Source organism: Methylacidiphilum sp. Yel (assembly GCF_004421185.1).
Classification (GTDB): Bacteria; Verrucomicrobiota; Verrucomicrobiia; order Methylacidiphilales; family Methylacidiphilaceae; genus Methylacidiphilum.
In genome coordinates this window covers 30,394-47,928 of sequence record NZ_LXQB01000013.1, presented here as the reverse complement: position 1 = coordinate 47,928, position 17,535 = coordinate 30,394, and the positions used below count along the sequence as shown (strand labels likewise).

The window sequence follows — 17,535 nt, the reverse complement described above, 5'->3', positions numbered from 1 at the left end:
ATATTTTTATTGGATTTCAATTGTTCTTTTCTGTTCATACATAATTATACTACACATAGCTATAATTTATCGCCTTATATCCCCATGCCTGAAGGCAGGGGCATTACGGCGATGGATGGTAAAAGTATGGAAGAAAGCTGATACCGTCAATAAACCAGGTAGTTGAGAGAGCTGCTGTGGCCTATATGAATCGAATATCCTGCAAGCGATAGAACAGTCTATCGGTATATGGACTAAAAGGAGAAACGAATTGGAAGAGAAGCCTTTTGTTAAGGAGGCAATTAAATACTAAAACATTCCAAAAGCTTTTCACTAGCCATGACTAGTCTTCGCGATTAATTAAAAAATAAATAACTGAATAGAAAAAACCCTATGGACTACATTCAAATTCCTGCTATAGCCGAAAAAGTCTCCAGAATCGCTCTTGGCACCTGGGTTATGGGTGGATGGATGTGGGGAGGAATCGATGAAAAAGAAGCTATCCAAGCAATAATCAAAGCTGTCGATGGAGGAATCAACATCATTGATACAGCTCCCATTTATGGTTTTGGAAAAGCAGAAGAAATAGTTGGCAAAGCCCTTCGGCTCATAGGAAAATCCCATCCTATTGTCATCGCTACTAAATTTGGTCTTGAATGGAATCAGCGTGGGGAAATTAGGAGAAATTCTTCTCCTACAAGAATCAAACTGGAAATCGAGGATAGCCTAAGGCGCCTTGGCCTCTCTGTCATAGATATCTATCAAGTCCACTGGCCAGACTCCAAGGTGCCCTTTGAACAGACCGCAGAATGTCTTTTGAAGTTAAAGGAACAAGGGAAAATTCGGGCTATAGGGGTCAGTAATTTTTCACCGAGGCAAATGGAACTTTTCAAAAAGGCTGCTCCCATTCATACTAATCAACCACCCTATAATCTGTTCGAAAGAGAAATTGAAAAAGAACTTTTAGCCTATTGTATCAAAGAGGGTATAGCAACCCTGACCTATGGTGTACTCTGTAGGGGATTGTTAACAGGAAAATTTCGTCCTGATTCTACTTTCCCCGATGGGGATCTGAGAAAAATAGATCCAAAGTTTCAGGGCGAAAATTTTCTTCGTTATCTTCAAGCTGTGGAAAAATTTAGACCAATTGCTGCCCGCTACGGAAAATCTTTAGCACAATTTGCTGCTTGTTGGGCTCTGATGCAACCTGGAGTGTCTGTTGTGCTTTGGGGAGCCAGAGGTCCAAGTCAGATAGAAGAAGCCTTTGGCGCCACTGGATGGAGTTTAGCTCAAGAAGACCTGCGAATGATTGACAAGATCCTTACCGAAACCATCCCTCAACCTATAGGTCCTGAATTTATGGCTCCTATAGAAGGCTAAATGCTCCATGGCTGCCCTTTGTTGCTTTTATCCAGCCTCTTATCTCTGTGAGGAAAAGATAAAAACAAATTGAATGGTCTTTTCTCTACCGCTATATTGAAAAGCAATGTTTTAATGGATTGATGTATTGGTAGTTAGTTTCTTCTTCGAAGGCAAAAAAAAAAGAAAAGATTTTGTTGAAAATTACCCAATGGCTGGTTAAACACTAGCTTCTCTTCTATCTTGTCGACTGGATCATGGAAGTGGGTTCACCTTTACATTGAAAAATGGAAAAAATCCCAAGAGAAAGAATTAGAAATTTCTGCATTATCGCCCATGTAGACCATGGGAAGACGACGCTTTCGGATAGGCTTCTGCAGATTACGGGAACGGTTATTGAAAGCAAACTACAAAATCAGATACTTGATTCCATGGACCTAGAAAGAGAAAGAGGCATCACCATTAAAGCCCATCCCGTCACCATGACCTATTTCTATCCCAAAGAAAAACAATACTATCAGCTCAATCTGATCGACACTCCTGGACACGTCGATTTTTCCTATGAAGTTTCTCGAAGTCTTTCAGCCTGCGAAGGAGCCCTTTTAGTCATCGATGCGACACAAGGAATTCAGGCTCAAACGGTTTCTAATGTTTTCTTAGCAGAAAAACATAACCTTGTTCTTATCCCCGTTATTAATAAGATAGACCTGCCAACGGCAAATCCTGAGCTTGTAAGAAAGCAACTAGAAGAAATTCTTGCTATTCCAGCTGACACAGCCGTCCTTGCAAGTGGGAAAGAAGGCATCGGTATTGATGAAATTCTTCAAGCAATCATTCGCCAGATCCCTCCTCCGCGACCCTTTCCTGACCAAATTCTCAGAGCCTTAATTTTCGACTCCGTTTACGACCCTTTTAAAGGAGTCATTCTCTACGTTCGCCTCTTTTCTGGAAAAATTAAAAAAGGAGAGAAAATTCTTCTTTTATCGACAAAGAAGTCTTATGAAGTAAAAGAAGTGGGCATTTTCAATCCCAAAATGGTACCAGAAGAGGAATTATATGAAGGCAATTCTGGCTACGTCATTGCAAATATTAAAGATCCTACCGAAATTAAAATCGGCGATACCATAACTTGGGAAACTGGGGGGACATCCTCTCCATTGCCTGGCTTCCAAGAAATTGTACCTATGGTTTTCAGCGGGATCTATCCGCTAAACTCCTCTGAATTTGAAAAACTGAAGAATGCTATTCAAAAACTGCAAATTAATGACCCAGCAATTACCATCAGTCAAGAAAGTTCGGTTGCCCTTGGTTCGGGGTTCCGTTGTGGATTCTTAGGGCTGCTTCATATGGAGATAGTCCAAGAACGACTAAGAAGAGAGTATGGGGTGGACATACTAAGCACTTATCCTAGTGTTGTGTATAAAGTCTATTTGCGTTCCGGAGAAATCCTGGAAGTGGACAATCCTTCTAAACTCCCTGATCCTTCCACCATAGAGCATATCGCAGAGCCCTTAGTAAAGACTTATTTAATTGTTCCTTCTAAAAATATCGGGGAATTGATGCAGCTAATTTCTGAAAAAAGAGGTAGTTGTGAGACTACAGAAACCATCGATCAAAATATGGTGATTCTCCACTGCATCTTTCCATTAAACGAAATTCTTGTGGATTTCAATGATAAGCTAAAATCCATTACCCACGGCTACGGGTCAATGGATTATAAACCAGCAGGTTACCGGATCAGTGATTTGGTAAAACTTGATATTTTAGTCAATGGGGAACCGATTGAAGCTTTAAGCTGCATTGTGCATGCATCCAAAGCGGAGTCCAGAGGCAGAGCGATCATTCAAAAACTCAAGGAACGCATTCCACGACATCTCTTTAAGATTGCCCTTCAAGCTGCCATAGGAAGCAAAATCATAGCCAGAGAAGATATAGGAGCTATTGGAAAAAATGTCACGGCTAAATGCTATGGGGGAGATATTACAAGAAAAAGAAAGCTGTTAGAAAAACAAAAGGAAGGCAAGAAAAGAATGAAGACATTTGGTAAAGTCGATATTCCTCAAGAAGCTTTCCTGGAAATCCTTAAAACAGATATAAAACAATCATGAATTTTCTACTTCTTAACAAGAAAGAAGCACAAGCCAAAAAAAATAGAAAAATGGCTTTACAATTTTTAAAAGACTTTCGAAGAAAGTTTAATTATCGCAAAGACTTACTCAATGAAAGTCAAGTCAAACAAGTTCTAGACTATTTCCAAAGGTTTCAATCTGCCATTAATTCTTCCAAGAATAGTAATCTAGAGGCACTCGTGGAGGATGGCGAAAAGTTATTTCATCTTCTTTTTCCTGAATCAAAATGGGCTGGATGGAAAGAAAATATTGAAGTTCTTTTTGTAGCGCTAGTGGTAGCTTTAGCTATCAGGGCTTATTTTTTGCAACCTTTTAAAATTCCTACAGACTCCATGAAACCGACACTGTACGGAATCCAGGTTATCGAAAGAAACGAAAAACCTCCAAATTTTATCCAAAGGATTGTGGAGTTTGTTCTTCTTGGCAAAAGCTACCATAGCCTCTCTTTAAAAAAAGGAGGCACACTCGAAAAAATCGAAGGAGGGAAGTTTATATTTTTTGAATACTCTAAGCTTACCTTCGATAGTGGGGAACAGTCTTACCTCTGGACTAATCCTCATCTTTTAGAGTATAAGCTTGGCCTTCGTCCTGGTTTGTCCTTCGAGCCCAAGAACCATGTCTTGAATTTTGAAGTAGATACTGGGGATCAAGTCCTCGTCAATAAATTGATCTACCATTTTCGTCCCCCCAAACGGGGAGAGGTTATTGTATTTAAAACAACTGGAATAGAGGGAATTGAGGCTAATCTGCGACTTCAAGGAATCGAAGGCTCTCAATACTATATCAAAAGATGCGTAGGGATCTGGGGTGATACACTCCAAATTCGCCCTCCATTTTTATTGATCAATGGATCAGCGACTCCCCCTAATCAGATGATGGCAAAAATTGAATCGCAAAAAGATGGCTATCAAGGCTATGTCATTTTACCTAACCAACAATATTTAGTCGATCCAACCGAAACCTATACTGTTCCACCATTATGCCTTTGGGCGATGGGAGATAACAGTCCTGATAGTCTCGATAGTAGATTTTGGGGGCCTGTGCCCATGCAAAATCTTGTAGGCAGCGGCTTTATTGTCTACTGGCCTTTCAATAAAAGATGGGGAATAATCCGTTAACAAAATAGATTGGCAACCAAAGCTAGAAGAGCAGAAAAAAAGAAAACTATAAAAGATAACTTTTTCTTTTTTTTATAATAGCTCCATACAGCAAAGCCAAGGCCAGCTATCGCTATAGAGGACACAGCTGCTGCTCCAATACAAACAGAACTCAATCCCAAAAACATCCTATTCTATTAGCTGTTTTTTTTTTAGATCGTATATTTTTTTTTAACGACGTGCACAAAAAAATTATTTCTCTAAATGTAAATATAGCCATTTTTTAATTTCATGTACAAATCTATCCTTTTAGCCCTGGAAAATAATGAAAGAGATCTCCCAATCATTGCTCATGTAAAAGAGCTAGCTTGCTTTCTTAAAGCCAAAGTCTTTCTCCTCCATGTAATGTCGGGTTTTGCCTTCCCTTTTCCTGGATATGAATCATGGACTGTGGTTTCTAACGAAACGGTCGAAAATAGTATGGCTAAAGAAATGGCCATCAACAAAGAAAAATTACTTGCGGTAGCCAGGCTCTTCCAAGAAAAAGGCATCGATACCGAAATCATCATCCAATATGGAGATGCCGCAAGTCATATCGCTGAGGTCTCTATAGAAAAAAAAGTCGATTTGATAGTTATGGGAAGCCATTGCCATGGCTTAGTAGGATCAATTTTTTGGGGATCCACAGCCATTCCTGTAAGGAAGAAAGCAAAAGCTCCTATCTTATTGATTCGCTCGACTTCAGAAGAATCCTAAAACGGCAAAAAAAGCCGGTGAAAAAACTTTAAATGGTCCCGATGATATTGCCATCGGCATCAATGTCAATATGACTGGAAGAAGGGACTTTAGGCAAGCCTGGCATCGTGTTTATCTCCCCACACAAAACAAGAATGTATTTTGCCCCAGTAGCCGCTCTGATTTCTCTAACATAAAAATGGTGTCCTTGAGGCGCCCCTTTTAGATTGGGATCAACAGAAAATGAATATTGCGTTTTAGCCATACATAGGGGGAAATGGGCTAGTCCCTCATCTTCAATCCTTTTTATCTCTTCATATGCAGTAGGATGGAATGAAAGATCTCCAGCTTTATAAATATTAAATGCGATCTTCCGAATCTTTTCGACAACAGTCTCCGACTCTGCGTAGCTAAACTTACAATAACTTTTATGGAGACTACTTTTTTCGATCACTTTCCTTGCAAGATCCATAGCCCCAAGTCCTCCCTGCTGCCAATGATTGCATATGACAAAGGAATGCCCCATGTCGGCAAGTTTTTTGCCAAGCCAATCGAGTTCCTCTTCACTATCAACGCTAAAACGGTTCAGTCCAATGACTGCAGGAACTCCAAACCCTTCTTCAACAATCTCAATATGCCTTAAAAGATTAGGTAGTCCCTTTTCTAAAAAGGCTAAGTCTTTTTTTGCCAGGGAACCCAACTCCATCCCTCCATGATACTTTAAAGCACGAATAGTCGTGACTATCACCGCACAGTCTGGGCTTAAACCACTCTGCCGGCATAGTATGTTAACGAATTTTTCTCCTCCTAGATCACTGCCAAATCCTGCTTCAGTAACCACCCAATCAGAAAGCCGCAAGGCCGTATTCAATGACATCACCGAACTGCATCCATGAGCAATATTGCCAAAAGGTCCGCCATGCACAAAAACTGGATTATTTTCCAAAGTTTGGACAAGATTGGGTTTAAGAGCATGCACTAAAAGGGCCGACATAGCCCCAGCAGCCTCAAGATCTTCGGCCGTAACTTTTGTATCGTTCCATCTGCGGCCAACCTGGATGTTGGCTATCCTTTGCCTCAAATCCATGTAAGATTGCGAAAGGCACAATATGGCCATCAATTCAGAGGCCGCTACGATGTCAAAAAAAGAGACTCTGGGGAAAGATTTTCTGCTTTCTAACCCCAGAAGGATTTTTCGCAAAGACCTGTCATTTAAATCCAATACCCTTCCCCAGCTTACCTTTCTTGGATCAATACCTAAGGCATTACCCTGATAAAGATGGTTGTCTATCAAGGCAGCCAAAAGATTATGTGCGGCCGCCACTGCAGCAAAATCACCAGTAAAATGAAGGTTTATCTCTTCTCTTGGAACAACTTGCGCAAGACCCGCTCCGGTGGCCGCACCTTTCACCCCAAAAATGGGGCCCATCGATGGCTCTCTCAAACAAAGAATGGCTTTGTGCCCTAATCGATTGAATCCATCAGTGAGACCAATCGCTGTTGTCGTTTTTCCTTCCCCAGCAGGGGTAGGAGTTGTAGCCGTCACCAAAACGAGCTTGCCTCGCTTAGGCTGAGAAAAAAGCTCTTTTAAATATTGCCATGATATTTTGGCAATAAAATGTCCGTAACATTCAAGGGATCTTGAGGGAATAGCAATGCTTTTTGCTATTTCTTCAATTGGTAAAAGTTTTTTTTCGCGCGCTATCTTTAAATCTGGAGAAAAACGTAACTCTTTCACAATTATTGATTCTGGATTTCCTCAAACCATGCCATGCTTGAAAAAAAATCTCTTTTTTTTTTACTTAATCCTTTGCCATTATTCTTTCATTGTAGCCCAGTTATTTTCAAGAAAATATAATTCTTTCGGTACCCAAGGCTATCTTCCTACGAAAGCTAAAGCGGCTTCTACGCACCTATTGGGTGAACGAAAATACACTCTTAAGGGATCCATTTTATACTTGAGAAGAGAATCTAATGCGCCTAGAATCTAAGAAGTTTTTTTATATACTTTTATTTTAAGCAAGTAAAAAAAAGTGAGATTATTTTTTAGTAATTTATCAGAAATCGAACGAAAAAAGCTCATAGAAGAAAGGAAAAAGAATTCGTTCTATTGGAAAATCATCCATCTGTTAGGCTCCCTTCGGTTAGCGATTTTTCTTCTTTTATCGATAGCTTTGGGCTGTGCAATAGCAACAATTGTAGAATCTAGGTTAGATACTCAGGTTGCTCAGTTTTATATCTACAAATCTCCCTGGTTTTTTGGCTGGCTTATTTTACTGTGCATTAATCTTTTTGCGGTGACATTGACACGGATTCCATGGAAAAAAAGACATATTGGGTTTATTGTCACCCACTATGGGATTATCATCCTTTTGATTGGTGCTTTGATTGGATTGCAAAAAGGCTTTGAGGGATTTATAACCTTAGAAGCTGGTGGGATACCAAAAAACAGATTAACCACTAAAGAGACGGTCCTTTTAGTGCAGAATCCCATTCTGAAGGAAATCGAAGAATACAGATTTCCTGCTGAACTCTGGAGGCCTTCATCCAAGGCTCCACGATCCATTGACATTCCTGGAACAGGACTAAAGTTTTATACCGATGATTATGCCAAAGAACTGTTTCTCAGTGAAAACTTATCTCCTCAACAAAATTCTGGAAGCCCAGGAGTCCTTATTGAATTGAAAAGCAAAATGGCTAATCAAAAGTTCACCTATGTGCTATTGAAGAATGATCCTTCTAGGTGGTATGAAGATTTTTTTGGAATGGCAAGAATTGAAATGAAAGAGCCATCCGACTCAGATGGAGAGACTTTCCATGAATCAGCTGTCCTTTTTGCCAATGCGCCCGATCAATCTGTCATTCATGCCCATGAAGGGGTCAATTCTATTTACAAATATTTTCTTTTATGGGACAACCCTTCCCCATCGAACAGATCTCTCTATGTTGTGGTTATCAGCCAGGATGGAGAAAAAAGGGCTTGGCCATTGAATGAAATCATGCAGAAGGTGGTCGATCTTCCAGCGGAGGGAAAAATGGAAGTTGCTGAGTATTGGCCAAATTTTTCGATAAAAGAGGGTAAACCCACCTCCTTATCTGGAGAACCTCTTAATCCAGCCATCCTTGTGCATGTGTACTGGCAACAGAATCGCACACAAAAATTGGTTTTTAGGATGTGGGATGCTCCTAATGGAACGATCAACTATCAGCTCCTTCGCAATGGAAAACCCTATCAGGAAGGACAAATGGCTATCGGTAAAACCTTTCTTTTAGGATGGGCAGACTGGTCAGCCACTCTACTGCGCTATGAACCTTCGGCCACTATTACCAGTGAAATTCAAAAGCAAAGACTTTCTCAAGCCAATATTGCTCAGGTCCTCCCTCCGGGAATTCATGGTTGGATAGAAGACAAACAAACTAAGGAAAAGTCCCAAGCCCTTTGGATCCTCTCTGGATATCCACAAAGCTTTGTACTAAATAATATTCCACTACAAATTAGTTATGGTTTTAAGATCCTCTCCTTACCCTTTTTTGTATCCCTGGAAAAATTTGAAGTTCCTAGAAATGAAGGTTCTGATGCTCCTTCAGATTTTATCAGCACCCTTAAGTTTGAAGACCCAAAAACTAAAAAAATTGTCATTGGGAAGGCTCATATGAATTATCCCGCTTCCTATCCTGGAGGATTTTGGAGATCAGTCTTAGGGCTTAACTACAAGTTTTCCCAATCCTCGTGGAACCCACAAGATTTGAACGAAAGTACTTTGCAGGTTCTTTATGATCCAGGCTGGCCTTTCAAATGGATAGGCTCTCTTATGATCTGCATTGGTATTTTAACCATGTTTTTTATTAGTCCGAAACCTCCCGTGGTGCTAGACAAAGAAGAGAGTGCAGGAGCAAAAACGGATGAAAAGGCGGCTTGTTCAACGCTTAATTCTCGTTCCCTCTCTTAGATGTCTTTTCATAGCAAAATATTGCCATGAATGTTTGGGACCCTCCTATGGATAAAGAATTAGAAATTTTAGAAAAACGTTTTTCCGAAGAGCTTTCAGCCATCACAACCAAGGAAGCGATCGAGTCCCTGCGGATCAAGTATTTTGGACGCAGGGGGATAGTTTCCACTTTACTGGAAAAAATAGGCCAACTACCCAAAGAAAGTAGACCAATAGTAGGCAAAAAACTCAACGAGCTCAAATCGAAGCTACAGGAAAGTCTACACAAGAAGGAAATTTCTTTATCTGCGGCTGATTCCTTTTCGCAGTCTGCTTTTCCATCACCCTCCTTAGCTGACAGTACCCTGCCCGGTAGACCCTTTCTTTCTGGCACGCTTCATCCAATTTCTATCGCTCTAAAAAAAATTATCGAGATTTTCCAAAGAATCGGCTTTACAATCGAATGTGGCCCTGAAATTGAAAGCGAATACAACAATTTTGATGCATTGAATATTCCCTTAGGGCATCCTGCCCGCAATGAACAAGACACTTTTTATATCAAAGAAAACCTAAGCCTTGAAGACAATTCTCCTGGTAGGCTGCTTTTGCGTCCACAAACTTCTCCAGTCCAGATACGGGTCATGAAAAAAAACCAACTGCCGATCCGTATGATTGCTCCTGGAAGATGTTACAGACGAGACGAAATCGATGCCACTCATTCGATCGTTTTCTGGCAGGTCGAAGGGTTAGTTGTTGATAAAGGAATTAGTCTTGCCGATCTCAAAGGAACCCTTGAATATTTTTTTAGAGAGCTTTTAGGAAATCAGTTGCAATTTCGGTTTAGGCCTCATTATTTTCCATTTACTGAACCAAGTTTTGAAGTAGATGGGGCCATCGCTACGCAGGAGGGAGAAGCACCCAGATGGCTGGAGCTGTGTGGTTGTGGGATGGTTCATCCAAAAGTATTTTTAAATATGGGAATAGATCCAGAAGTATATTCTGGATTTGCTTTTGGCTTCGGCATTGAAAGATACTTGATGGTTGTCCATCAGGTGCCGGATCTGAGATTGTTCTCCGAAAATGATTTTCGGTTTTTAAAGAATTTAAGCCCTTCCTTTTGAAGGAATGGAAACTTTTAGAACCATTTTTTAAAGAGGATTTTTCATGGATTACAGTCTTACTGTCTTATTACCCAAAACAGAGTTTCCAATGAAAGCTGACCTTCCCAAAAGGGAGCCTCAATGGATCGAAGTATGGGAAAAAGAAAAGGTCTATGCAACCCTTTTGGAACTGAGAAAAAACAGTCCTAAGTTCATTCTTCATGATGGGCCTCCTTTTGCCAACGGCAAAGCTCATATGGGCAGTGGGCTGAACAAAATACTTAAAGACATTGTTCTTAAATCCAAAAATATGTTTGGCTTTCAATGTCCTTATATTCCTGGGTGGGATTGTCATGGACTACCAATTGAACATAAGGTGATGAGCGAGACCCCCTCCTTCTCCAATGATCCTCCTACCATCCGGGAAAAGTGTAAGGAATATGCTAAGCGATGGATTGAAGTGCAAAAAGAACAGTTCAAGCGGCTTGGTGTATTCGGAGCATGGGATAATCCTTATATCACCATGGATCCTCATTACGAAGCCAACGAGCTAAGACTTTTCGCTGAACTAGTCGAAAAAAAATTAGTCTACCGAGGACTGCGTCCTGTCTTTTGGAGTATTGGCTGTAAAACGGCCCTTGCCGAAGCCGAAGTAGAATATCAGAAAAAGGAAGACATCTCCATCTATGTGGAATTTCCTGTTTCAGAGATGAGCTGCAAAGAAGGAGGGTTGCCTCAAGGCTCCTCTTTTCTTGTTTGGACAACGACTCCATGGACCTTGCCTGCAAACTTAGCTTTAGCAGTAAATCCTGATCTCTCTTATGAGTTAAGAAGTGTAGGCAGTAAATATATTATCGTCTCCTCCAAGCTTGCACCAACAATTCCTAAACTCTCTGAATCGACTCTAATCCTTTCTTTTTCTAGGGGTAAGAAACTGGAAGGGTTACAATATGTTCATCCCCTTCTCCCTAGGTATGGGGAAGTCTACGCAGCTGATTTTGTCAGTGAAGAAACGGGCAGTGGGATTGTCCATATTGCTCCAGGCCATGGAATGGAAGATTATCAACTGGGGGTAGAAAAAGGATTAGCAGTATTTTCTCCGGTGGATGATTTGGGAAGATTCACAAAAGAATGCGGCATAGAAAAGATCGTTGGGATGAATGTTTTCGATGCCAATCCTCTCCTTTGTGACATACTCGAAGAAAGAGGGCTTTTATGGGCAAAAAAACTTTATGTTCATGATTATCCTTTTTGTTGGCGCTCAAAAACCCCTATTATTTTTCGGTCTGTGCCCCAATGGTTCATCAATATTGAAGCGTTCAAAATCCAAGCTCTCCATGAAATTGAAAAGGTTCAATGGATCCCTAAGCGAGGAGAAAACAGGATCAAAGGAGCTGTTGAAAGCCGCAAAGATTGGTGTATTTCTCGGCAAAGATACTGGGGGATCCCCATCCCGGTTTTTTACAGAAAAGATGGCGAGCCGCTCCTCGATCCAAAAATTATCAGACGCTTTGCCGACATGGTTGAAGAGCAAGGGACCGATTTGTGGTTCCAACTAGATTCAGAAGAGCTAAGAAAAAAGTTTGATGTTCCATCTGGCTATGAAAAAGGAATGGATACGCTCGATGTCTGGATAGATTCAGGTTCCAGCCATTTTGCAGTGCTTGTACCTAGGGGAGAAAATCCTGCCGATCTTTATCTTGAAGGAAGCGATCAACATCGCGGTTGGTTTCAATCCTCCCTGCTGCTTGGGGTGGCATCAAAAGGAAAGGCACCCTTTAAATCCGTACTTACTCATGGATTTGTGGTCGATCTTGATGGCAAAAAACTTTCCAAATCCTCAGGTGCCAAAGACTTATCTGAACAGATTAAAGAATATGGAGCTGATCTTCTTCGGCTTTGGGTGGCCAGTGAAGAATTTTCTGAAGATGTTCCATTTTCCAAGGAAATATTTTCTAGGCTTTCTGATTCTTATCGATTGATTAGGAATAGCTTAAGGATCCTTTTAGGCAATCTCTTTGATTTCGATCCTACCATCCATTCCGTCCCCGAAAATGAGCTCTTGGAAATCGATAGGTATTTTGATTTTTGCATCGATCAACTAATTAAAAAAACAAAAGCATCCTATGCCAACTATGAATTTCCACAGGTCTATCAATCTTTAGTCCGATTTTGTTCTGTTGAGCTATCGAGTTTTTACATCGATATCCTAAAAGACAGGTTGTACTGCGATGGGAAAAACTGGCTTTCTAGGAGGTCAGCACAAACCGTCTTGCACCGAGCCTTTGAATCTCTTGTTAAACTCCTTGCTCCAATTATCCCTTTTACCGCAGAAGAAGCATGGCGAGGTTTTGGGAAAAAGAATTCAATCCATCTTGAGCTTTTTCCTACAGAAAAAGACAAACAGGAGGGAACACAGCTCGAGCAACGGTGGCAAAAAATATTGCGATTAAGGGATCTAGCCAATATTGAACTGGAGCAAGCTAGAAGAGAGAAGCGAATTGGGAAGAACTTAGAAGCGAAGGTAATCCTTCATACGCATGAATTTGAAGAAAAAGACATTCCTCTTTTAACAGAAGTATTGCTGGTATCGCAGTTGGAACTTTGCCGAGCAGAAAAAACGGAAATCGAAGTGATAAAAGCTCCAGGAGGAAAATGCCCACGGTGCTGGAAATTCAGTCTTTTTGCCCAGAGGAATGAAGATCCTGAATTTCCACATGTATGTGAGAGATGCTTAAAAGTGCTACAAGAAAAGGCGTATAGTCGCTAGCTAGGTTTGTAAAAAATACTAAAAAAAATGAAAACTTTTATAAAAAAAGTGTTGATCAATCTATGAACCTTAATGTAAGTAAGTATTTGCTTTAAATAAGATTTTGGAGAAATGGAAAGGAAGAATAAGAAAAAAATAGGTAAAAGTGTTAGGGAAATAAAAAAAATTCTTATTTTTCCAAAATATTTTAGAAATTTGTTTGACATTTCTTGTAAATTTTGAAAAAAAGAAAACTTACAGAAAGAATAGCATAAATGTTATTCCAAATATGAAAAAGAAGGAGGATATACTATGAAGAGGAGGAAAACACTCCGTTATTTGGTACCTGCAATTGGTTTGTTTACACTTGCAGTGATACAACCTTTGAGAGCGGGAATTGAAGAAGGAGATAGTGCGGCTTCCACATCGACGGACTTATCCAGTGCAGGCGGGGATAAAGAAATGAAGGAAGCCAGCAAGGAGATGAAGGAACAGAAAGAATTATCCAAAGAAGAAGCGTTTCGTCCCAAAGAAGGATTATATGCAGGCCTTTATGGGGGCGCTGGCTACATGGATACCAACCATTATACCTCAAATTTCAGTTCTGGGTTGATTGGCAATGGAAATTTAGGAGGTAATTGGCAGTGGGTTGGTGGTGTCAAAGTTGGTTATCAGTGGAAAGGATGGGAACTTGGAGATAACCTGGCTGGTAAAGGGTGGTATTTAATGCCTGCCGCAGAATTTGATGGATTTTATATTGGGAATTCTCAGTCAGGTACAGGAGTCACGGGTTTTGGTCATGCTGGAGTTTTTACAGGCTTCGGGACTAATACGGGCATGCAGTTAAACATGGGGATATTGACTATTAATGGATTATTAAAGTTGGTGACGCCTTGGAAGCTTGTTCCATATATCGGTATGGGTGTTGGTGGTTATTACCTGTCTGCAAGTAATATTAGTCAGAGTATTTTAGGTCACGGGATTGTTAATGGGGCAAGCACTACCGACGGTGGATTCGTATTTACTCCAATTGCTGGTACTGAATATTATTTTACAAGAGAACTCAGTTTGTTTGTGGAATTTAAGTTCCTCTACATGAACAATCCGATTCTTAATTACGGGACTGCAGTAGGTAATGAGTCCATGCACTTTGGGGAAATGCTGAACTATATTGGAGTGCTTGGTGCTAAATATGTGTTTTGGTAAAAAGTTAGGAGTTATAATTAATTATAGGGCTTCCAAACTGGAAGCCCTTTTTTTATTATTAATACAGAATTGGCAAAGCCTAAACTACACTGGAGTGATGAGGTTCTAAATCTCTAATAGGAAAAAAAGACTGGTTAAATGATAAGAACAATTTTGCCAGTCGCTCCCCCTTCCATAATCATTTTATGGGCCAACGCTGCCTGCTCTAATGGAATTTCTGCACGAATGATTGGCCATAAGCTCTTATTTTTCAAGCCTGCTTCTATAGCAGCGAATATGGCTTTTCTTTGAGAAGAGCTTGCAAGAAAAAGATTTACTCCAATGACAGAAATCTCTTTTCTTAAGATGTTTCGTGGATCGATTTCAATTTTGCCCCGATTTCCAATAACAAGAATTTTGCCATAGTTCGCTAAAAGAGAAAAATCGTTCTCAAGGTTTTTATTCGCAAGCATCTCTAGAATGATATCGATTCCTTGATTTTGAGTATATTCTAAAATTTTGTTAACATACCCTTCTTCTCCATGATTAAAGACCATCTCAGCCCCCACATCGAGCACTAGTTCTTTGCCTTTTGCTGTTCCTGCTGTAGCCAAAACTCGAAGCCCACGACTCTTGGCCCACTGTACAGCCGCTATCCCAACCCCACCACTAGCCCCATGAACAAGAACTGTTTGCCCTGCTTCAGCACCAGCGCATTGGAACAATGCATGATAGGCAGTCGCATAAGGACTTCCAATGGCAGCGCCTTGTGAAAAAGAAAAACCTTGAGGAAGTTCAAAGACCCGATCTTCAGGACAAACAATGTATTGTGCATAACTGCCTAAGACTCCTTGAAAGAAAACGGCTTGACCTTTATGAAACTTTGATACTCCTTCGCCGACTTCTTCAATAATACCGGCTCCATCGATACCTGGTATAAAAGGAAGATTTGGTTGGTAACCAAAACTACCTGCCCTTAAATAGGTATCTACTGGATTGACCCCAGCTGCTTTAACTGCTATCAGGACCGAGGCCGGGCGTAGCTGAGGAAGGGGAGTTTCTTTCAATTCAAGAACTTCAGGCCCCCCAAAACGTGAGACAAGGATGACTTTCATGATTTATCCACTGCAAAAATAATGGCCAAAACCCCTATTTCTAATTGGCTAGAAGACCTTTTAAAGACAAAAGATTTCTCATTTGCCGACAAAATTCTGGAATATCCTTAGCGCCTAAAAGAGCAGAAACCATGACTATTCGATCAGCTCCAGCAGACAAAACCAAAGAAATATTTTCTTTATTTATCCCTCCGATGAAAAAGACCGGTTTTTTAATCCTCTCTTTGACAGCAGCTATTGATTCAATCCCAACAGGAAGATAATCAGGCTTGGTTGGTGTTTTGAAAATAGGTCCAAAAGCTATATAATCCACTGGCTCCTGGGAAGCAGTTAGAGCTTGAGAGAGAGTATGAGTCGATTTCCCGATTAAGAACTCCTCGCCTAAGTATTTTCTTGCCTGCTCAATAGGCATATCCTCTTGACCCAAATGTACTCCATCAGCCTCTATTTCCAAAGCTATATCCGGATAGTCGTTGATTATAAAAAGAATCTCTTTCTCCACTAAGCTCGATTGTATTTCCCGGGCAAGGTCTGCGATTTTCTTTTTTTCTAGATTTTTTGCTCGAAGTTGTAAAATATCCACTCTGCCTTCGGCAAGTTGTTCACTATAAGCTTTTAGCTTTTCAGCAGGAACATATCCCAGATCCAAAATCCCATACAATCGCCCCTGACTTAACAGAAATTTTTTTTTTAAAATGTCCCGTTTCATTCAATCCTTCAATGCTCATCCAGAGATTTTTTTGCAGCCAGAATTTTGTTTATAAGATTGGTCGTATAATCGCCCGTTTTGAAATCTGTATTTTGAAAAACGGACTTGCCTATTGGAATGGTGGTTTTAACCCCTTCAATAATTGTTTCATTTAATGCTCTGTTCATCCGAGCGATTGCTTCATCCCTGGAATTGCCAATAGCTATAATTTTGGCGAGCATAGAGTCGTAATAGGGAGAAATTTCAATTCCTTGATAAAGGTGAGAATCGACACGGATGCCAGGTCCACCAGGAAGATGTAGGAAATCTATTTTGCCGGCACTTGGGCGAAAGTCTTGCAAACCATCCTCTGAATTAACCCGAAACTCTATGGCATGTTTTTTAGGTTCGAGTTCTTCCCATTCTTTGCCTATAGAATAACCAGCAGCTACAAGGATCTGCTCTTTGACTAGATCGACACCATAGACTTCTTCGGTCACTGGATGTTCCACCTGAATCCTGCAATTCATTTCGATGAAATAAAAATTACCGGCTTTATCTACCAGATACTCTACTGTTCCCACCCCTTCATAATCGACTGATTCAGCAAGTCGGATGCTTGTCTTGCCCATTCTTTTTCTTAAGGCTGGATCCACAATAGGGGATGGAGATTCTTCGACAAGCTTTTGATTTCTTCGCTGAATGGAACAATCCCGTTCACCAACATGAACAATTTTTCCTTTGGTATCAGCTAAGATTTGAAATTCGACATGTCGTGGATCTTCGATCAACTTTTCGATGTACAAGCTGCCATCTCCAAAAGATTTCTCCGCCTCAAGCTTCGCAGCGACAAACCCCTGAACCAAACTTACATCGTTATGAGCTATCCGCATGCCTCTTCCCCCTCCTCCTGCAACCGCTTTAATAATAACTGGATAGCCAATCTGATGGCTAATTTTCAAAGCTTCCTTTTCTGACTCCACAATGCCGTCACTTCCCGGTGCCACGGGCACGCCCACTTTTCTCGCATGAAACCGAGCCATGGCCTTATTTCCCATCTTCTTCAGGATCGTTGCCTTTGGACCAATGAATTTGATATTACAGTTGGCACAAATTTCAGCAAAATGAGGATTTTCAGCTAAAAAACCGTATCCTGGATGAATCGCATCGACATCCCCTATTTCTGCAGCACTGATAATCCTATCCATCCTCAAATAACTTTCCGTTGCAGGCCCACTGCCGATACATATCGCTTCATCTGCCTGTTGAACATGCAGGGACTTCTCATCAGCTTCTGAATAGACGGCTAGAGTTTTTATACCCAGATCACGACAAGCTCGGATGATTCTTAATGCTATTTCACCGCGGTTGGCAATTAAGATCTTGTTGAACATTGTTGGGTCCTATCTCTATAGGAAAAGGAGCAGATTAAATTTATCTGAAATGTTTCTTTCGAGCAAAAACCAATGC

The 17,535-nt window shown here is 40.7% G+C and carries 12 protein-coding genes; 8 read left to right on the top strand and 4 right to left on the bottom strand.

All coding sequences use genetic code 11. The features are described from left to right. Positions 1 to 372: 372 nt before the first annotated feature. The 4 genes from A7Q09_RS02750 to A7Q09_RS02735 all read left to right on the top strand — a co-directional run bounded on the left by A7Q09_RS02750 (position 373) and on the right by A7Q09_RS02735 (position 5,320). A complete protein-coding gene (locus A7Q09_RS02750; protein ID WP_134389785.1) occupies positions 373 to 1,359 on the top strand; it encodes an aldo/keto reductase in 987 nt (328 codons plus the stop codon). Positions 1,360 to 1,625: 266 nt separating this feature from the next. Then, the gene (lepA, locus tag A7Q09_RS02745; RefSeq protein WP_134389784.1) at positions 1,626 to 3,446 is read left to right on the top strand and encodes a translation elongation factor 4; all 1,821 of its coding nucleotides are present in this window, start codon (positions 1,626 to 1,628) and stop codon (positions 3,444 to 3,446) included. Beyond that, complete coding sequence (lepB, locus tag A7Q09_RS02740; RefSeq protein ID WP_134389783.1) at positions 3,443 to 4,585, top strand: signal peptidase I; 1,143 nt, start codon at positions 3,443 to 3,445, stop codon at positions 4,583 to 4,585. The genes lepA and lepB overlap by 4 nt, the downstream gene beginning before the upstream one ends. 270 nt (positions 4,586 to 4,855) lie before the next feature. After that, positions 4,856 to 5,320: a universal stress protein gene (locus A7Q09_RS02735; RefSeq protein ID WP_134389782.1), complete on the top strand. Its 465-nt coding sequence runs from the start codon at positions 4,856 to 4,858 to the stop codon at positions 5,318 to 5,320. A 28-nt stretch (positions 5,321 to 5,348) separates the two neighbouring features. Here the strand turns inward: A7Q09_RS02735 and A7Q09_RS02730 are convergent, their stop codons facing one another. After that, positions 5,349 to 7,037 (bottom strand): formate--tetrahydrofolate ligase, encoded by a 1,689-nt coding sequence (locus A7Q09_RS02730; RefSeq protein WP_134389781.1) that lies wholly within the window; start codon positions 7,035 to 7,037, stop codon positions 5,349 to 5,351. A gap of 295 nt (positions 7,038 to 7,332) precedes the next feature. Here A7Q09_RS02730 and A7Q09_RS02725 point away from each other — a divergent pair, with 295 nt between their 5' ends. The 4 genes from A7Q09_RS02725 (at position 7,333) to A7Q09_RS02710 (ending at position 14,283) form a co-directional block, all read left to right on the top strand. Beyond that, positions 7,333 to 9,249, top strand: coding sequence for a cytochrome C biogenesis protein ResB (locus A7Q09_RS02725; RefSeq protein WP_134389780.1), 1,917 nt, complete (start codon positions 7,333 to 7,335; stop codon positions 9,247 to 9,249). A 26-nt stretch (positions 9,250 to 9,275) separates the two neighbouring features. Next, positions 9,276 to 10,349: a phenylalanine--tRNA ligase subunit alpha gene (pheS, locus tag A7Q09_RS02720; protein WP_244228476.1), complete on the top strand. Its 1,074-nt coding sequence runs from the start codon at positions 9,276 to 9,278 to the stop codon at positions 10,347 to 10,349. 43 nt (positions 10,350 to 10,392) lie between these two features. Further along, positions 10,393 to 13,098, top strand: coding sequence for an isoleucine--tRNA ligase (ileS, locus tag A7Q09_RS02715; protein ID WP_134389779.1), 2,706 nt, complete (start codon positions 10,393 to 10,395; stop codon positions 13,096 to 13,098). Positions 13,099 to 13,389: 291 nt separating this feature from the next. Continuing rightward, positions 13,390 to 14,283, top strand: a complete 894-nt coding sequence (locus A7Q09_RS02710) for a hypothetical protein (RefSeq protein ID WP_134389778.1) — start codon at positions 13,390 to 13,392, stop codon at positions 14,281 to 14,283. Positions 14,284 to 14,417: 134 nt separating this feature from the next. On the opposite strand, the gene A7Q09_RS02705 is transcribed toward A7Q09_RS02710, so the two are convergent. Genes A7Q09_RS02705 through accC form a run of 3 tightly spaced genes read right to left on the bottom strand, consistent with a single transcriptional unit; the run spans position 14,418 to position 17,459 of the window. Beyond that, positions 14,418 to 15,377 (bottom strand): NADPH:quinone reductase, encoded by a 960-nt coding sequence (locus tag A7Q09_RS02705; RefSeq protein WP_134389777.1) that lies wholly within the window; start codon positions 15,375 to 15,377, stop codon positions 14,418 to 14,420. Positions 15,378 to 15,417: 40 nt separating this feature from the next. Then, positions 15,418 to 16,086, bottom strand: a complete 669-nt coding sequence (gene thiE, locus A7Q09_RS02700) for a thiamine phosphate synthase (protein WP_134389776.1) — start codon at positions 16,084 to 16,086, stop codon at positions 15,418 to 15,420. Positions 16,087 to 16,094: 8 nt separating this feature from the next. Beyond that, the gene (gene accC / locus A7Q09_RS02695) at positions 16,095 to 17,459 is read right to left on the bottom strand and encodes an acetyl-CoA carboxylase biotin carboxylase subunit (RefSeq protein WP_134389775.1); all 1,365 of its coding nucleotides are present in this window, start codon (positions 17,457 to 17,459) and stop codon (positions 16,095 to 16,097) included. Positions 17,460 to 17,535: the final 76 nt, after the last annotated feature.